The sequence below is a fragment of the Psychroserpens sp. AS72 genome (assembly GCF_038900375.1).
Classification (GTDB): domain Bacteria; phylum Bacteroidota; class Bacteroidia; order Flavobacteriales; family Flavobacteriaceae; genus Psychroserpens.
This window is the reverse complement of sequence record NZ_JBBMRC010000008.1, coordinates 151,701-166,851: the sequence shown is the minus strand read 5'-3', so window position 1 is coordinate 166,851 and position 15,151 is coordinate 151,701. Positions and strand designations below refer to the sequence as shown.

General features: G+C 32.2%; 12 protein-coding genes. 7 read left to right on the top strand and 5 right to left on the bottom strand.

Annotated features, from left to right (window positions below; all coding sequences use genetic code 11):
• Positions 1-3,627: T9SS type A sorting domain-containing protein (locus WNY78_RS14530; RefSeq protein ID WP_342873937.1), on the top strand; the 3,627-nt coding region annotated here is incomplete at its 5' end.
• A 56-nt stretch (positions 3,628-3,683) separates the two neighbouring features.
• On the opposite strand, the gene WNY78_RS14525 is transcribed toward WNY78_RS14530, so the two are convergent.
• A complete protein-coding gene (locus WNY78_RS14525) occupies positions 3,684-4,331 on the bottom strand; it encodes an esterase (protein ID WP_342873936.1) in 648 nt (215 codons plus the stop codon).
• A 49-nt stretch (positions 4,332-4,380) separates the two neighbouring features.
• Here WNY78_RS14525 and WNY78_RS14520 point away from each other — a divergent pair, with 49 nt between their 5' ends.
• Together WNY78_RS14520 and WNY78_RS14515 are read left to right on the top strand one after the other, a co-directional pair.
• On the top strand, positions 4,381-4,806 hold the full coding sequence (locus WNY78_RS14520) for a hotdog fold thioesterase (protein ID WP_342873935.1): 426 nt from the start codon (positions 4,381-4,383) through the stop codon (positions 4,804-4,806).
• A 3-nt stretch (positions 4,807-4,809) separates the two neighbouring features.
• Complete coding sequence (locus WNY78_RS14515) at positions 4,810-5,943, top strand: chorismate-binding protein (RefSeq protein WP_342873934.1); 1,134 nt, start codon at positions 4,810-4,812, stop codon at positions 5,941-5,943.
• On the opposite strand, the gene WNY78_RS14510 is transcribed toward WNY78_RS14515, so the two are convergent.
• Both WNY78_RS14510 and WNY78_RS14505 read right to left on the bottom strand, forming a co-directional pair.
• Positions 5,940-6,461, bottom strand: a complete 522-nt coding sequence (locus WNY78_RS14510; protein WP_342873933.1) for a hypothetical protein — start codon at positions 6,459-6,461, stop codon at positions 5,940-5,942. The genes WNY78_RS14515 and WNY78_RS14510 overlap by 4 nt on opposite strands.
• Before the next feature lie 13 nt (positions 6,462-6,474).
• The gene (locus tag WNY78_RS14505) at positions 6,475-9,708 is read right to left on the bottom strand and encodes a S41 family peptidase (RefSeq protein ID WP_342873932.1); all 3,234 of its coding nucleotides are present in this window, start codon (positions 9,706-9,708) and stop codon (positions 6,475-6,477) included.
• Positions 9,709-9,805: 97 nt separating this feature from the next.
• Here WNY78_RS14505 and menD point away from each other — a divergent pair, with 97 nt between their 5' ends.
• The 3 genes from menD (at position 9,806) to WNY78_RS14490 (ending at position 13,039) form a co-directional block, all read left to right on the top strand.
• Positions 9,806-11,566 (top strand): 2-succinyl-5-enolpyruvyl-6-hydroxy-3-cyclohexene-1-carboxylic-acid synthase, encoded by a 1,761-nt coding sequence (menD, locus tag WNY78_RS14500; RefSeq protein ID WP_342873931.1) that lies wholly within the window; start codon positions 9,806-9,808, stop codon positions 11,564-11,566.
• Between the two features lie 87 nt (positions 11,567-11,653).
• Positions 11,654-11,995 carry a DUF2853 family protein gene (locus WNY78_RS14495; protein ID WP_342873930.1) on the top strand — a complete coding sequence of 114 codons (342 nt, stop codon included), beginning with the start codon at positions 11,654-11,656 and terminating at the stop codon, positions 11,993-11,995.
• Positions 11,996-12,205: 210 nt separating this feature from the next.
• Entirely contained in the window at positions 12,206-13,039 is an 834-nt protein-coding gene (locus tag WNY78_RS14490; RefSeq protein WP_342873929.1) for a S1-like domain-containing RNA-binding protein, read from the top strand.
• Here WNY78_RS14490 and WNY78_RS14485 read toward each other — a convergent pair.
• A complete protein-coding gene (locus tag WNY78_RS14485) occupies positions 13,036-13,455 on the bottom strand; it encodes a hypothetical protein (RefSeq protein WP_342873928.1) in 420 nt (139 codons plus the stop codon). The two genes, WNY78_RS14490 and WNY78_RS14485, sit on opposite strands and share 4 nt — an antisense overlap.
• A gap of 229 nt (positions 13,456-13,684) precedes the next feature.
• Complete coding sequence (locus tag WNY78_RS14480; protein ID WP_342873927.1) at positions 13,685-14,104, bottom strand: hypothetical protein; 420 nt, start codon at positions 14,102-14,104, stop codon at positions 13,685-13,687.
• A 197-nt stretch (positions 14,105-14,301) separates the two neighbouring features.
• Between WNY78_RS14480 and WNY78_RS14475 the strand changes: the two genes are divergently transcribed.
• On the top strand, positions 14,302-15,141 hold the full coding sequence (locus WNY78_RS14475; RefSeq protein WP_342873926.1) for a 1,4-dihydroxy-2-naphthoyl-CoA synthase: 840 nt from the start codon (positions 14,302-14,304) through the stop codon (positions 15,139-15,141).
• Positions 15,142-15,151 lie beyond the last annotated feature (10 nt).

Here is a 15,151-nt window from a genome sequence, read left to right as displayed (position 1 = left end):
ACGATTTGTGAAGGTGATTCTTATAACTGGTTAGTAGATGGCATGGATTATACTGTTGCAGATTCACCAGTGGTATTGAATTTAAACGATTCTAATGGTTGTCCATATACAGCAACATTAACAATAACAGAGGACGATGCACCAAATGCAGGAGAAGATGCGATCTTAACAGTTTGTGCAGATGTAGTTCCAACTAATGAAGATTTATTCGATGCTTTATTAGGCACTCCAAATGAAGGCGGAACATGGAGCGGACCACTAGCAGACGTATATACCTATACATTTGCAGCATCAGGATCATGTCCTGAAGTATCAGCAACAGTAACATTAGCATACTACGAAGTAACAGGCGATATCAGTGATACTCAAACAGTATGTGATGGCGGAAGTTATACATGGAGTATCGATACAGATAGCGATGGTATATCTGAGGATTACTTAGTAGATTCTGCAACAACCGAAACATTTAATGTAACCGATGAGAATGGTTGTCCATTCGATTTAGTATTAACATTAGCATACTATGATGTAACTCTAGATGATCAAGTTTCAGGAGAGGTTTGCGTTGGAAACACATATGAATATGAAGGTATTGAATATACAGTAGGATCTTATGATATACCTAAGACAGATACCAATGGTTGTCCATACAAAACAGTATTAACGGTTTCAGCATATGAAGTGACACCAGATGATGTAGCTTCAGGAGAAGTTTGTGTTGGAAATACATATGAATATGAAGGAACACAATATGCAGTAGGATCTTATGATATTCCAAAGACAGATTCCAATGGTTGTCCTTATACAACCGTATTGACAGTCACAGCTTATGAGGTAACTGAAGACATTGTAAACAATGTTACGATTTGTGAAGGTGATTCTTATAACTGGTTAGTAGATGGCATGGATTATACTGTTGCAGATTCACCAGTGGTATTGAATTTAAACGATTCGAATGGTTGTCCATATACAGCAACATTAACAATAACAGAGGACGATGCACCAAATGCAGGAGAAGATGCGATCTTAACAGTTTGTGCAGATGTAGTTCCAACTAATGAAGATTTATTCGATGCTTTATTAGGCACTCCAAATGAAGGTGGTACATGGAGCGGACCACTAGCAGACGTATATACATATACATTTGCAGCATCAGGATCATGTCCAGAAGTATCTGCAACAGTAAAAGTAGAATATTATGATGTGACTCCAGATGATGCAGCTACAGGCGAAGTTTGCATAGGTAACACTTATAACTATGAAGGTATTGAATATGCAGTAGGATCTTATGACATCCCAAGAACAGATGCCAATGGTTGTCCATACAAAACAGTATTAACGGTTTCAGCATATGATGTGACACCAGACAATACAGCTTCAGGAGAAGTTTGCGTTGGAAACACATATGAATATGAAGGAACACAATATGCAGTAGGATCTTATGACATCCAAAGAACAGATGCTAATGGTTGTCCTTATACAACAGTATTAACGGTAACTGCTTTTGATGTGACAGAAAACATTGAAACTGAGATATCAATTTGTAAAGATGACTCATACTTGTGGTCAATTACAAATGAAATATATACTGCAGCAGATTCTCCAGTGGTAGTGAATTTGAGTGATGCCAATGGTTGTCCTTATATTGCAACATTAATTATAAATGAAGATACAGTTCAAGATGCAGGTGAAGATGGTACTTTAACAGTTTGTCAGGATATAATACCTACAAATGAAGAATTGTTTGAAGCTTTAGGAGGAGATCCAGATGTTGGAGGTATTTGGAGTGGACCAATAGATGGTGTTTATAAATATGTATTTGAAGCTTCGGGATCTTGTGGAGAAGCATCGGCAACTGTTACTGTAGATTACTATGATGTGACACCAGATGTTACTGTAGATGGTGAGGTTTGTTACGGTCAAACATTTACTTATAACGGAATAGAGTACGGATTAGGTACTCATTATATTACTAATATAGATGATAATGGTTGTCCTTTTTCAACTATAATAAAAGTGACTTCAACTAACGGAACACCAGATGATGAAGCTAGCGGAATGGTTTGTATAGGTCAAACTTATATGTATCAAGGTGAAGAATATGAAGTAGGTGTTCACACAATTCTACAAGAAGGAAGTGATGGCTGTACTTATAATACTATTTTAACAGTAACAGAATATCCTAAAACAGAAGATGTTAAAGTTGATGTTGTTATATGTGAAGGTGATACTTACAATTGGACGTATGATGGTAATATATATACAGCTGCAGATTCGCCAGTTGTAATACAAACCGAAGATGATAATGGATGTCCATATACCGTAACTTTAATAATAGATGAAATACCAACAGCAAATGCAGGAGAAAATGGAGTTGTAACTGTTTGTATGGGTACTGTACCAACTAATGAAGAATTGTTTGAAGCATTAGGAGGTAATCCTGATTTAGGAGGAGTATGGAGTGGACCAATAAATGGAGAATACATCTATACAATAGAAGGAACAAATGATTGTCCAGGAGATTCTTCTATAATAAAAGTCTACGAATATTCTAAAGCTAAAAACATCAAAGAAGATGTTACAATCTGTAAAGAAGGTTCGTATTTATGGCCTTTAAGCGGTGAGACATATACTTATGAAGATTCTCCAGTAGTATTAAATCTAACTAATGATAATGGTTGTGATTATACAGCAACGCTTGTTATAAATCAAACCGAATTATTAAGTGCAGGAGAAAATAGTACATTGACAATATGTCAAGGTGTTGTTCCGTCAGAAAATGAATTATTTGCTGCCTTAGAAGGCTCACCAGATGAAGGTGGAGCTTGGAGTGGTCCAGTTAATGGAGATTATATATATACAATTCCTGGTACAGACTCATGTCCTGGATCTTATGCAATTGTAAAAGTGTATTATTATGAAGGAACTGATGATCTCATAGAAGAAGTTAATATCTGTGAAGGAGAATCATATTACTGGCCAGTTGATGGTAATGTATATGCTTCTAAGAATTCACCAGTAATAGCAAAAATGACAGATGACAATGGTTGTCCTTATACTGCTACTCTAATTATAAACGTTATTTCAACGAGTAATAGTTTTGGTCATTCATCTATCACAGCATGTGAAAAAGGTGGTCTTGTTGTATTATCTGGAGGAACACCTGAAGGAGGAATGTATTCTGGATATGGAGTCGTAGATAATAATGATGGTACATATAGTGTAAATACTAATATGTTAACTCCAGGAATTCATGCTATAATTTATACTTATGGTTATGGAACTAACTGTGCACAAATCATGAAATTTAAACTAGAAATAATAGATTGTGATAATTTTAGAGAAAGCTCAGTTAAGGATGTAGATTTTAAAGCATATCCAATTCCGTATTCTAAAGAAATTAATATAGCATATGAATTTGATTTTGATACAGATGTAAATATTCAAGTTATGGATATTCGAGGTATGTTACTTGAAGAAGTAAACAATAAGAACTACATTAAAAACTCAGAAAGCGTTTCACAAATAGACCTTTCAAAAGCTAATGATCAAATATTGTTTATTAAAGTCTCAACCAATAAAGGAAGTGTTGTAAAGAAAATAGTTCCTTCAAATAAGAGGTTATAAGTTTATCGAGTTTTATTAGTATTTTAATTAAAGCGAAGAGTAGTCATAATTTATGGCTACTTTTTGTTTTTAACAAGGTTTTCTATAAGTTGAATATTCACTTCATGTACACCTTCAAAAGGAATAATCTCTAAATGAGTACCAAACAAGTTTTTAGCTTTTTGAAGTTCTTCTTTCATTCGCTCATCATTGAGGTATTCATCTTTGTCACCATAAACAAGTTTAGCTTTTCCGTTAAAAAAGTCAAAATCTTCTTTTTTTAATTCCTTCGGAATTCCACCAGAATGCAATACCAATTGCGAACATTGCAATTGTCGGTTGGCAACATATCTCATAGCAACACTCACACCTTGAGAATATCCTAAAACGATTAGATTTTTTACTTCGGAAATTTGCTCTTTCTCAAAAATGGAATCAAAATAAGTCATTATATTTTTGGTTTCCATTGCAGTATTTTCTCGAGTTAACCAACTTGCTCCAACATGTTTAAATTTAGGAGTACTATAATATTTACTTTGAGCCTGAGGTGCAATAATATAATTCTCTTCAGGATTTAAACCCTTAAAATATCTAATAAAATACCTGCTTAAATAACCCATGCCATGACAAACAAACCAAACGTTTTTTGTAGATGAGGTGAGTTCATTTAAAGTAGAGTAACTATTGGTAATGGAATAAGAAATTTCCTTTTCTGTAGAATTCATTTTGTATCTTTACGTTTCTTAAAAATCATGCTAAAAATACAGTAATTATATGCAATTATCTAAACAAGACGTGCTTGCTAAAGCAAATGCAGCGAGTAAAAACACCTTGATGGAAACCTTAAATATTGAGATGGTAGACTATGGTGACGATTTTCTTGTGGCTAGAATGCCAGTAGATTCAAGAGTTTATCAACCAGATGGTGTTTTACATGGAGGAGCAACTGCAGCTTTAGCAGAAAGTGTTGGTAGTTTTGCTTCACATATCTTTCTAGATATTGAGAATAAATTTGTTCGTGGCTTAGAGATAACAGCCAATCATTTAAAAAGCGTCACAGAAGGTTACGTTTATGCTAAAGCCACTTTTTTACATAAAGGAAGAACCACACAATTGTTAGATATTAGAGTTACAGATGATAACGACAACTTAGTATCTATTTGTAGATTATCAACAATTTCGCTTACCAAAAAGAAGTAGGAGATGATAGAAAAAGAGTTCTTTACAGCTATAGAAACCCAAAACAATTCGCAACTACCTTTCGTAGCTTATAGAAAGCCTAACGAAAGTTTTGTGAAGGCAATTCTTCAAAAGGATGATGCGATACATACTGTAAGTGATTTTACTGAGAGTGGTTTTGTTTTCTCACCTTTTGATTCTGAAAAGAACACAATACTGTTCCCTCTAGAACAATCAAAGATGATTTCCTGTGAATATTTTATATCTTCGGAAATATCTAATGTTTCAAAACTAGAGCGTAAAAAGGAAGCTTCTAATAATTCTGAAATCGAACAAGAACAACACCTCAAATTAGTTGAGCAAGGAATTAAAGCTATAAAGGAAGGTAGATTTGAAAAAGTGGTTTTATCAAGAGTTGAAGGTGATCCAATTTCCGAAGAAAATCCAATAGAGATTTTTCAAAACTTACTTAAAAATTATCCAACTGCATTTGTATACCTCTGGTATCATCCAGAAATAGGACTCTGGCTTGGAGCAACTCCGGAAACGCTTTTGAAAATTGACGGACAACGATTTAAAACCATGTCATTAGCTGGAACTAAAAAGTATGACGATACGATTGAAAAGCCTTGGGGAACTAAGGAAATTGACGAACAGCAAATAGTAACAGATTATATTGTTAATAATCTTCGAGATATCGTTAGAAATATTAATGTTACAACTCCAAAGACAATTAAAGCTGGAGAATTATTACACTTACAGACTAAAATTTCGGGTATTTTAAAATTGGGAGATTTAAAGAAAGTTATTGAAACTTTACATCCAACACCTGCTATTTGTGGTTTACCCAAAATAGAAACCAAAAGTTTCATTTTAAATAATGAAAATTATAATAGAGAATACTACACAGGATTTTTAGGAGAACTGAATGTTAAATCATCAAAGACAAGAAACAAGAACCGTCGCAATGTAGAAAACAACGCGTATAATTTGGTGAAAACAACCAGCGAATTATTTGTGAATTTGAGATGCATGCAAATAAAAAAACAACAGGCTTTAATTTATGTAGGAGGTGGCATCACAAAAGATTCTAACCCAGAATTAGAGTGGGAGGAAACGGTTAATAAAACCCAAACGATGTTGCGTGTATTGAATTAATCACCAAATTTATCAATAAAGGCTTTGTAGAAATTCACAATGGGTATGATAGCTTCTGGCCAATCATTGAATTGCAAAGAATATTCTATTAATAACTCGTATTTACCATTAGAATTTATTCCAATTATTGTAGGCTCGAAAACATCTTTTTGAGTAATTTGGCGCAATCCTAAAATACTCTCGCTAGTTTGTATAAATGTTTTTATATCATTGCTCGATGTCTGAATTTTAAACCTATCCTTCTTCCTTGAAAAAAGATTTGTAAAGTGACTTTTTGTAGTTAATTGAAATTCTAAGGAACTTTGTCTATTCAAAATTACAGATTGAACATTTCCATAAAAATAAGTTCCAGTAGCGTTTTTTATTTTAATCGTTCTTCCTTTGTAATTAAGATTTAGTAAAAAAACACAATTCGGACTTATCACACCTCCACCAATATTTATTTTGTTTTCGGAAAAATGTAACGTAGCTCCTAATTGTTCTGCTATATCTTCAAATTCAGTTACTAAATTTGTCATTACTCAAGATTATTTAATTGATCTGTTTCAACAACTCAAAAACAGCAGCTTCAATTTGTTTATCTTTTCCGTTGGTAACTTCTTCAAAACCATTTTTAACTACAATATCAGGTTGCAGTTCTTTATTTTCTAACACATCGCCTTTAATGTCAAGCACTTGCATGTTTGGGATTCCAAATACAATACCATTTTGAATTCGTTCCCACCACACAAAACTACAAGTTCCTGGAACTGGCATTCCTACGAGTTTTCCAATTTTTAAATCCTTATATCCTGCAGGAGTACAGTGTGCATCAGAATAATTAGATTCTCCTATGAGCATAATACTTGGTTTCGTCCAACGAGTATGTGATTCTGTGCCAACAATTTTCCCTCCGTTTCTAAATTCCATATATTTTGTTCCACTTAAAAAGGTGGTGATATCATCAACTAAATCTCCACCACCATTAAAACGAGTATCAACAACTAAAGCTTTTTTATTCACTTCTTCTCCCATAACTTCGTCTAAAAACTCTCTAAAACTACTGTCATTCATATTTCTAATATGCATGTAACCAATTTGATTGTTTGATAGTTTATGAACCATTTCTCGGTTTTTTTTAATCCAACGTTGGTAGCGTAATTCGTTTTCTTTTCCTATTGAAATTGGCTTCACACGTTCTTTCCATCTGTTTTTTGTTGATGGATTATAGTAAGAAATCGTGATAGCATCACCAGCTTTTCTATTTAAAAGTGTGTAAAAATTAATGTCTTTAGTTATCACTTCACCATTTATTGCTTCAATTATCACTCCCGATTTGACTTTTTTATCTCCATTTAATAATGGACTTCCTTCAATAAGTTCGGTTATTTTGAGTCCGTCGCCATCGTAACTATCATCAATAAAAATTCCAAGTGATCCTGTTTCATCACCTTTTTTATTTGATGCTCTAAAACGTGCTCCAGTATGTGAGGCATTTAATTCTCCTAATAATTCTCCCAAAATGTCTTTAAAGTCAAAGTCATTATTAAGATGAGGTACGAATTTTTTGTAGTTAGCAGACAATTCATCCCAAGGTGCTCCATGAAGATTAGGATCTAAAAACTTTTTCTGAACTTGACGAGAGACGTGATCCATGAGATATAAACGTTCAGCAGAAAGATTAAAAGACATTTCGTCATTAATACCAACACCTTCTTTCTTCCCAGAATCGACGCTTACTTTAGAGATTTTTCCAGCGCTTAAAATAAATACATCTTTTGCATCTTTACCAAATGCTATGCTACCTCCACGACCAAATTTACCTAGAGATTTTATTTCTCTTGTACGTAAATCTAACTTCCATAAATCGGCTTTATTGTCTACGCGACCTAAGTATAATAAGGATTTAGCATCTTTAGTGATTAACATGTCAGATAGGTTGGTAGAAAATAATGAAAGTTTAACTTTCCGCTTAAATAAATTTTCTAGTTCAATTTCAATAGGCTTTAATGTTTTCTTTACTTCGGTTTTGTCATCGTCTTTTTTGTCTTTATCTTTTTTAGAATCTTTGTCCTTATCGTCATCATTTTCATCATCTGAAACAAATGCGTACTCGTCTTTACTTAATTTGAATTTGTCATATGCTTTTTGAGTCAAAAACACACCATAAACATCTAATTGTGAAGGACCTGTTTTGGCAACACTATGCATCCCATTTCTATCTGAAGACCAATATATCATAGAACCATCAAGCGACCATTTTGGTGAAAAGTCATTAAATCCGCTTTTTGAAACATTAATTAAATCACCAGTACCATCAGCTTTTAAAAGTCCAATTTCTGAAACCCAATGTTGATCTGGATTGAAGGTTAAAGCTATCCATTTACCATCTGGACTCCATTCAAATTGTTGGTCTCCATCTGCATACGAAAACTGTTTTTCGCCATTATGAATTGATGTGATTTTTCTAGTTTTTAAATTAATAGTTCTCAATTTTGTGCGCTCTTCTAGGTAAGCGATATCTTCACCTGTTGGCGAAAATTTAGGTTGAAAACTTTCAGAGGCATCAGCCAATAAAACGTCTTCTTTTAATTCAATGGCATTCAAGAAATATTTTTCTTTTGTATCCGGAAGCGTTTGCGTGTATAGGTTCCAGCTATTATTACGTTCTCCAGCATAAACAATTGTTCTACCATCTGCGCTAATATCAATACTGCGTTCTTGTTCTGGAGTTTCGGTAAGTCTACGTGTTAAACTACCATCTACAGACGTTACAAATACATCACCTCTATGAATGAAAATTAATTCTTTTCCGTTTGGAGATGGAACCATATCTGTCACGCTTCCATTAACAAATAATAACTCATTTTCCGGTAACGATTGATCACCACTTACATCTATACTTACTTTTTTTGGAGATTCTCCAATGCGCTGAGTGTAGATATTTCCGTTGAAACTATAAGCTAAAAGATCATCTTTTGAAACCGACAGATGTCGTACAGGATGCATTTCAAAATTTGAAACCTGTGAAGATTGATTAGGATTAGAGAATGTAGACTGAAATACGTTAAACGTTCCAGATTTTTCAGATAAAAAATAAAAAGTGTCACTAGAACCAAATAGTATATTGCGATTTTCTCCTTTAAAATTAGAAAGTTTTGTGTAATTCCCAGAAGCAGATTTGATCCATATATCTCGAGTTACAGAAGAAGTGTGATGTTTTCTCCACTCATCTTCATAGCCTTTAATTTCTTCAAATATCATGTCACCTTTACTATTGTTTTTTGCTTCATAAGCAGGAAAACTAGTAAGTTGTTTAGGTGTTGATGCGTTTTTATTTACACTATATAATTCTCCTAATCTATGAAATAACATAGAGTTTTGACTGTCTAATCGAATACTGTTAAACCAAACGTTTTCATTGTTTTGAGAGAAATCTGTAGGCATATCGTCAGCCGAATGAAACGTTAATCGCTTTACATTAGTTCCTGAAGCAGTCATTATAAAAACATCAAAATTCCCATGTCTATTAGAAGCAAAGGCTATGTGTTGACCATCGTGTGACCAAACAGGTTTGGTATCATAAGCACTATGAGTTGTTAATCGTGTTGCTTTTCCGCCATTAGATGACACGAGATATATATCTGCATTATAGGTAAAGGCAATTTGATTTCCATTTGGAGAAATCGCACTATTTCTAAGCCAAAGATTGTCATTTTGTTGTGCTGTTACTAAGTTGTTAAAAGTTAATGATAGTAGGAGAAAAAAGAGGGAATTGAATTTCATGAAATTAATATTTGATTATAAAGTGATGAAAGTTAGTAAATTAATTGTATCCAATCTTGTTTTTTTAGAGTGACATTTTGAATAACTTTGCAAAGACATGATACACCCTAAAATTCCGCTTGCACAAACTGTGATTCAGTTGTGTAAACTTAAAAACATAAAGCATATTGTTATTTCTCCTGGAAGCAGAAATGCACCATTAACATTAGGATTTAGCAATGATGAATTCTTTAATTGTTACAGTATTGTAGACGAGCGTTGTGCTGCTTTTTTTGCTTTGGGAATTGCACAGCAAACAAAAGAGCCTACAGTTGTTGTTTGTACTTCAGGTAGTGCGTTACTTAATTATTATCCTGCAGTTGCTGAGGCTTTTTATAGCGATATTCCGTTGATAGTACTTTCAGCAGATAGACCAAAACATTTAATAGGTATTGGTGATGGGCAAACCATCAATCAAAAAAATGTTTTTGAAAATCATATCTTATATTCCGCAAATTTGAAATTAGATTTAAAGGACGAAAGTAGATTATCAAACAAAGAAGAAATACCAATTTTTAAAAGTCTAGAGAATAAATTAGAACGTTTTTTAGGTTTACAACAAGGCATTCAATCTGACAACGAAAAGGAAATTAATAATGCAATTAATCTAGCGCGATTTAAAAAAGGACCTGTTCATATAAATGTACCATTAGACGAACCACTTTATGAAACTGTTGCGCAATTAACAGTAAGTCCTAAAGTTGAAGAATTAGATGTCAATCAGTTAAAAGTTGATCAAGCAGAACTTAAAGACTGTATTGATGAATGGTATGTATCAAAGAAAAAAATCATTTTAATAGGTGTGTTGCCTCCAAATCAAATAGAACAGCAATGGCTAGATGACTTAGCAAATGATGATAGTGTGATTGTTTTTACCGAAACGACTTCAAATATTCATCATGCAAAATTTTTTCCTAGTATCGATAAAATGATTGCACCATTAGAAGATGCAGATTTTAAAAAGCTACAACCAGAAATATTAATAACTATTGGTGGTTTAATTGTATCTAAAAAGATTAAAGCTTTTTTACGGAAGCTGCAACCTAAACACCATTGGCATATTGGTGATAAAAATGCAAATGATACGTTCTTTTGTTTAGACAAACATATCGTTGCAAAACCCAATGATTTCTTTGCTGAATTTCTACCAAAAATAACACATATTGCTAAAAGTGATTATTTAGATATATGGACAGTTGTAAAACAACGACGTCACAAAAAGCATTTGGAATATGTGAAGCAAATTCCATTTAGTGATTTTAAGGCATTTAGTCTACTATTAAAATCATTACCTAATAAAACAATTTTGCAATTAGGAAATAGTTCTACAATTAGATATACACAGTTGTTTAATATAAATCCTACTTTGGAGGTATATTGTAATCGTGGTACAAGTGGTATTGATGGCAGTACATCTACAGCAATTGGATGTGCAGTTGCCAATATAAAACAAACAACGTTTATCACTGGAGATTTAAGTTTTTTCTATGATAGCAATGCATTATGGAATAATTATATACCTAAAAATTTCAGAATTATAGTGCTCAATAATCAAGGAGGAGGTATTTTTAGAATTCTTCCTGGACATAAAAACACAGATAATTTTGACTATTTTTTTGAGACCAAACACAACTTAACTGCAAAGCAATTATCAGAAATGTATGGTTTTGAATATGTTACAGCGCATAACGAACAAGATTTAGAAAGTGCATTAAAATCTTTTCATAATAAATCTAAGCACCCACGATTACTAGAAGTGTTTACGCCAAGAACCGAAAATGATTCTTTACTATTAGACTACTTTAAATACATCAAATAAAAATGTGACTTCCTTAGTTTTTACGTGTCTAATAATTAACTATCTTTATAGAGCAAATATTTATTAACCTAAAAATTAACAACTAAGATGAGTAAAAGAGATGATTTAATAGCAAAGTATGCTGCAGATTTAAAAGATAAATGTGGTGTAACTCCAAACATGGATTTATTAACTAAAGTAACAATTGGTTGTGGACCATCTATTTATAATGCAGATGCTGCAACGGTTTCTGGAAGTGATGATTCTGAGCTAGCAACAGTAAAAAACAATTTCTTAATTAAAAAATTAGGATTAAAAGATAGCGCAGATTTAGATAAAGCTATTGATTCTGTAATGGAAACATATGGTAAATCAAATAGAAATAAATACAGAGCAGTTGTATATTATTTATTAGCTACACATTTCAAAAAAGAATCTGTTTACAAATAGAATTTTTTAAACATATAAAGAAGCGTTACGAAAGTGACGCTTTTTTTTTATTCGGAAATATTAAATCTTGAATTGTTGTGATTCTAACAATCTTACTTTTAGGTTTAAAATAATTATGCAATTTGAGTTCATTGATAAAAATATTAATTTGTCATACCATAACTTAAAAAGTAGCACCATCTAAAACTCTTTTTTCCATATCTTTGACGCATGATTAGAATAGGCGATTACAATACATTAGAAATTATACGAGAAAGTGAGCAAGGCATATATTTGTCAGATGCAGAGGATAATGAGGTTTTACTTCCAAATAGATATGTACCAGAGACATTTCAAATTTGGGAAAAACTAGAGGTTTTCGTGTATTTAGATAATGAAGAACGTCTTGTTGCTGTAACAGACGAACCTTATATTATACGTGATGATTTTGCTTTACTGCGTTGTAATCAAGTTACAGAACATGGTGCTTTTTTAGATTGGGGAATGGTTAAAGAACTCTTTTGCCCATTTAGTGAGCAAGCATTTAAAATGAAAGCAGGTGGCTGGTATCTTGTACATTGTTATCTCGATGAAAAAACAGATAGATTAGTTGCATCTAGTAAAACCAATCGTTTTTTAGACAATAAAGATCTAACGGTTCAGCAATTTGATGAAGTAGATTTGATTGTGTCTCATCCTTCAGATTTAGGAATGAATGTCATTGTTAATAATCAACATTTAGGCTTAATATTTCATGAAGATATATTTAAAGATATTAGTGTTGGAGATCGTTTAAAAGGTTTTGTTAAAAAAGTACGAGACGATAATAAACTTGATATTGTACTTGGTAAAATAGGTTATAGAAAAATTGAACCTAATGCCGATTTAGTGATGGAATATCTTGGTGACACCGATAACGGTTTTTTAGCACTTAATGATAAATCTAGTCCAGACGACATTAAAAACGTTTTACAAATGAGTAAAAAAACCTTTAAAAAGGCTATTGGTACTTTATATAAACAAAAGTTGATTACTATAAAAGATGATGGTATTTATTTAAATTAAATAGATGCTGCTGTTTCTTTTAGATTGTGTTCAACCCATTGTATAGCATTTTCTAAATTATCAAAATTTCTTCTATTAAACTTGAAGAAATGATTTTCTATTTCAAAAACTTTACTAGCCAAATCAGAGTAAGTTACTGTAGCGTATGCTTTTACATTTTTAAATGTCTTATTAAATATTGGTGCATCTGTAACTAAAATGGAGTATGAATGTATTCTGTTGCTAATAAAACCAAAACTGGTATTACCATATTGCTTTTCAATTTCAATCTTGGCTTCATTAAAATTTTCAAAATTAATGTTTACACCTTCATTGAATTCGCATACTACAAATTTCTTAAAAAAATATAAATCTCCTAAATCTATAGTTTTTTTTAATATTGGTTCTTCATTGTAAGGGCAATCTACAATTGACATATCTGTTATTTAAAAAATTAAAAATGCAAATATACTATGTCTATTTAGTCTATTTATTGTATTTTTTAACTTAAATACATTATTATAAATTTCCTATTAATAGGAATGAAAGCTTTACGAATATTACATGTTTTATGAAAATAACTCATAATAATTATTAAAAAAAACATTTAGAGCGTTTAAATTAACAATCTTCTAATATTGTATATTAACAAAAAGATTAAAGAATTTAATTAAGAGGTAAAGGGATCTTGCTTATCACTCTATTGTAAACAGTATCTATACCTTCATAAAGGTTATTAAAGCTAATATCTTCGGAAGTGCAAAACTGACTTTCAATATCTGCATTCATGCGTCCAGCAAAATTATAACTAACAATTCCGTAGGCAACTAAATTTGGAAACATAGAGCGCACTTCAACAGTTTCTAATAAAGCAATAGAATAAGAATTAATTCTGTTTGCGATAATGCCAAAAGGTTTAGAATTTCCGAAGTAATTCATCATAGATTCTAAAATTTTCTTTCCGTTTTTTATGTCAGCATGAATGCCTTCGTTAAATTCTACAACAGCAATATGATTGAAGAAATGAATAACTCCTGCTTTAGATTGCTCTTCTTTAATAATTTGATGTGCAATATTAGAATTCAAAATTTTCATATCCCTAAAATATGTATTAATTATTATGGCGTTTTAAATTGATGCCTATAATAAGACACTTGTTTTTATAAAATGTCACATAAATATTTAATTGCTAGTATTTTATGTGAGAGACTCATAAGATTTAGATGTTTTTTGATTGAAGTATTATTTTTAAAGCAGTATTTTTGTAGTAAATATTATTAATTATGAGTCAAACCGAATGGGTTACCGCAAAAACCTATGAAGACATTACCTATAAAAAATGTAATGGTGTTGCTAGAATAGCTTTTAATCGTCCTGATATTAGAAACGCTTTCCGACCAAAAACAACAAAAGAACTTTACGATGCTTTTTACGATGCTGGAGAAGACGTAAATATTGGTGTTGTATTATTGTCTGCAGAAGGTCCATCAACAAAAGATGGCATTTGGAGTTTTTGTTCTGGAGGCGATCAAAAAGCAAGAGGTCATCAAGGCTATGTTGGAGAAGATGGTTATCATCGTCTTAATATTTTGGAGGTTCAACGTTTAATTCGTTTTATGCCAAAAGCTGTGATTGCTGTAGTTCCAGGTTGGGCAGTAGGAGGAGGTCACAGTCTTCATGTTGTTTGTGATTTAACGTTAGCGAGTAAAGAACATGCTATTTTTAAGCAAACAGATGCAGATGTAACGAGTTTTGATGGTGGATATGGATCTGCTTATTTGGCAAAAATGGTCGGACAAAAACGCGCTCGTGAGATTTTTTTCCTCGGAAGAAATTACTCAGCTCAAGAAGCCTATGACATGGGAATGGTCAATGCAGTAATTCCTCATGATGAATTAGAAGATACTGCTTATGAGTGGGCTCAAGAAATATTAGAAAAATCACCAACATCAATAAAAATGCTAAAATTCGCTATGAATCTAACAGATGATGGTATGGTTGGTCAACAAGTATTTGCAGGAGAAGCTACGCGTTTGGCATATATGACAGATGAAGCTAAAGAAGGTCGCGATGCGTTTTTAGAAAAACGTAAACCTAACTTTGATAAAAAGTGGATTCCATAAATAGAAAGCT

What these genes read in the sequence shown, in the direction of transcription:
- WNY78_RS14520 (WP_342873935.1), top strand. Translation starts at nt 4,381, where the DNA reads ATGCAATTATCTAAACAAGACGTGCTTGCTAAAGCAAATGCAGCGAGT.
- menD (WP_342873931.1), top strand. Translation starts at nt 9,806, where the DNA reads ATGATACACCCTAAAATTCCGCTTGCACAAACTGTGATTCAGTTGTGT.
- WNY78_RS14510 (WP_342873933.1), bottom strand. Translation starts at nt 6,461, where the DNA reads ATGACAAATTTAGTAACTGAATTTGAAGATATAGCAGAACAATTAGGA.
- WNY78_RS14515 (WP_342873934.1), top strand. Translation starts at nt 4,810, where the DNA reads ATGATAGAAAAAGAGTTCTTTACAGCTATAGAAACCCAAAACAATTCG.
- WNY78_RS14490 (WP_342873929.1), top strand. Translation starts at nt 12,206, where the DNA reads ATGATTAGAATAGGCGATTACAATACATTAGAAATTATACGAGAAAGT.
- WNY78_RS14495 (WP_342873930.1), top strand. Translation starts at nt 11,654, where the DNA reads ATGAGTAAAAGAGATGATTTAATAGCAAAGTATGCTGCAGATTTAAAA.
- WNY78_RS14485 (WP_342873928.1), bottom strand. Translation starts at nt 13,455, where the DNA reads ATGTCAATTGTAGATTGCCCTTACAATGAAGAACCAATATTAAAAAAA.
- WNY78_RS14525 (WP_342873936.1), bottom strand. Translation starts at nt 4,331, where the DNA reads ATGAATTCTACAGAAAAGGAAATTTCTTATTCCATTACCAATAGTTAC.
- WNY78_RS14475 (WP_342873926.1), top strand. Translation starts at nt 14,302, where the DNA reads ATGAGTCAAACCGAATGGGTTACCGCAAAAACCTATGAAGACATTACC.
- WNY78_RS14505 (WP_342873932.1), bottom strand. Translation starts at nt 9,708, where the DNA reads ATGAAATTCAATTCCCTCTTTTTTCTCCTACTATCATTAACTTTTAAC.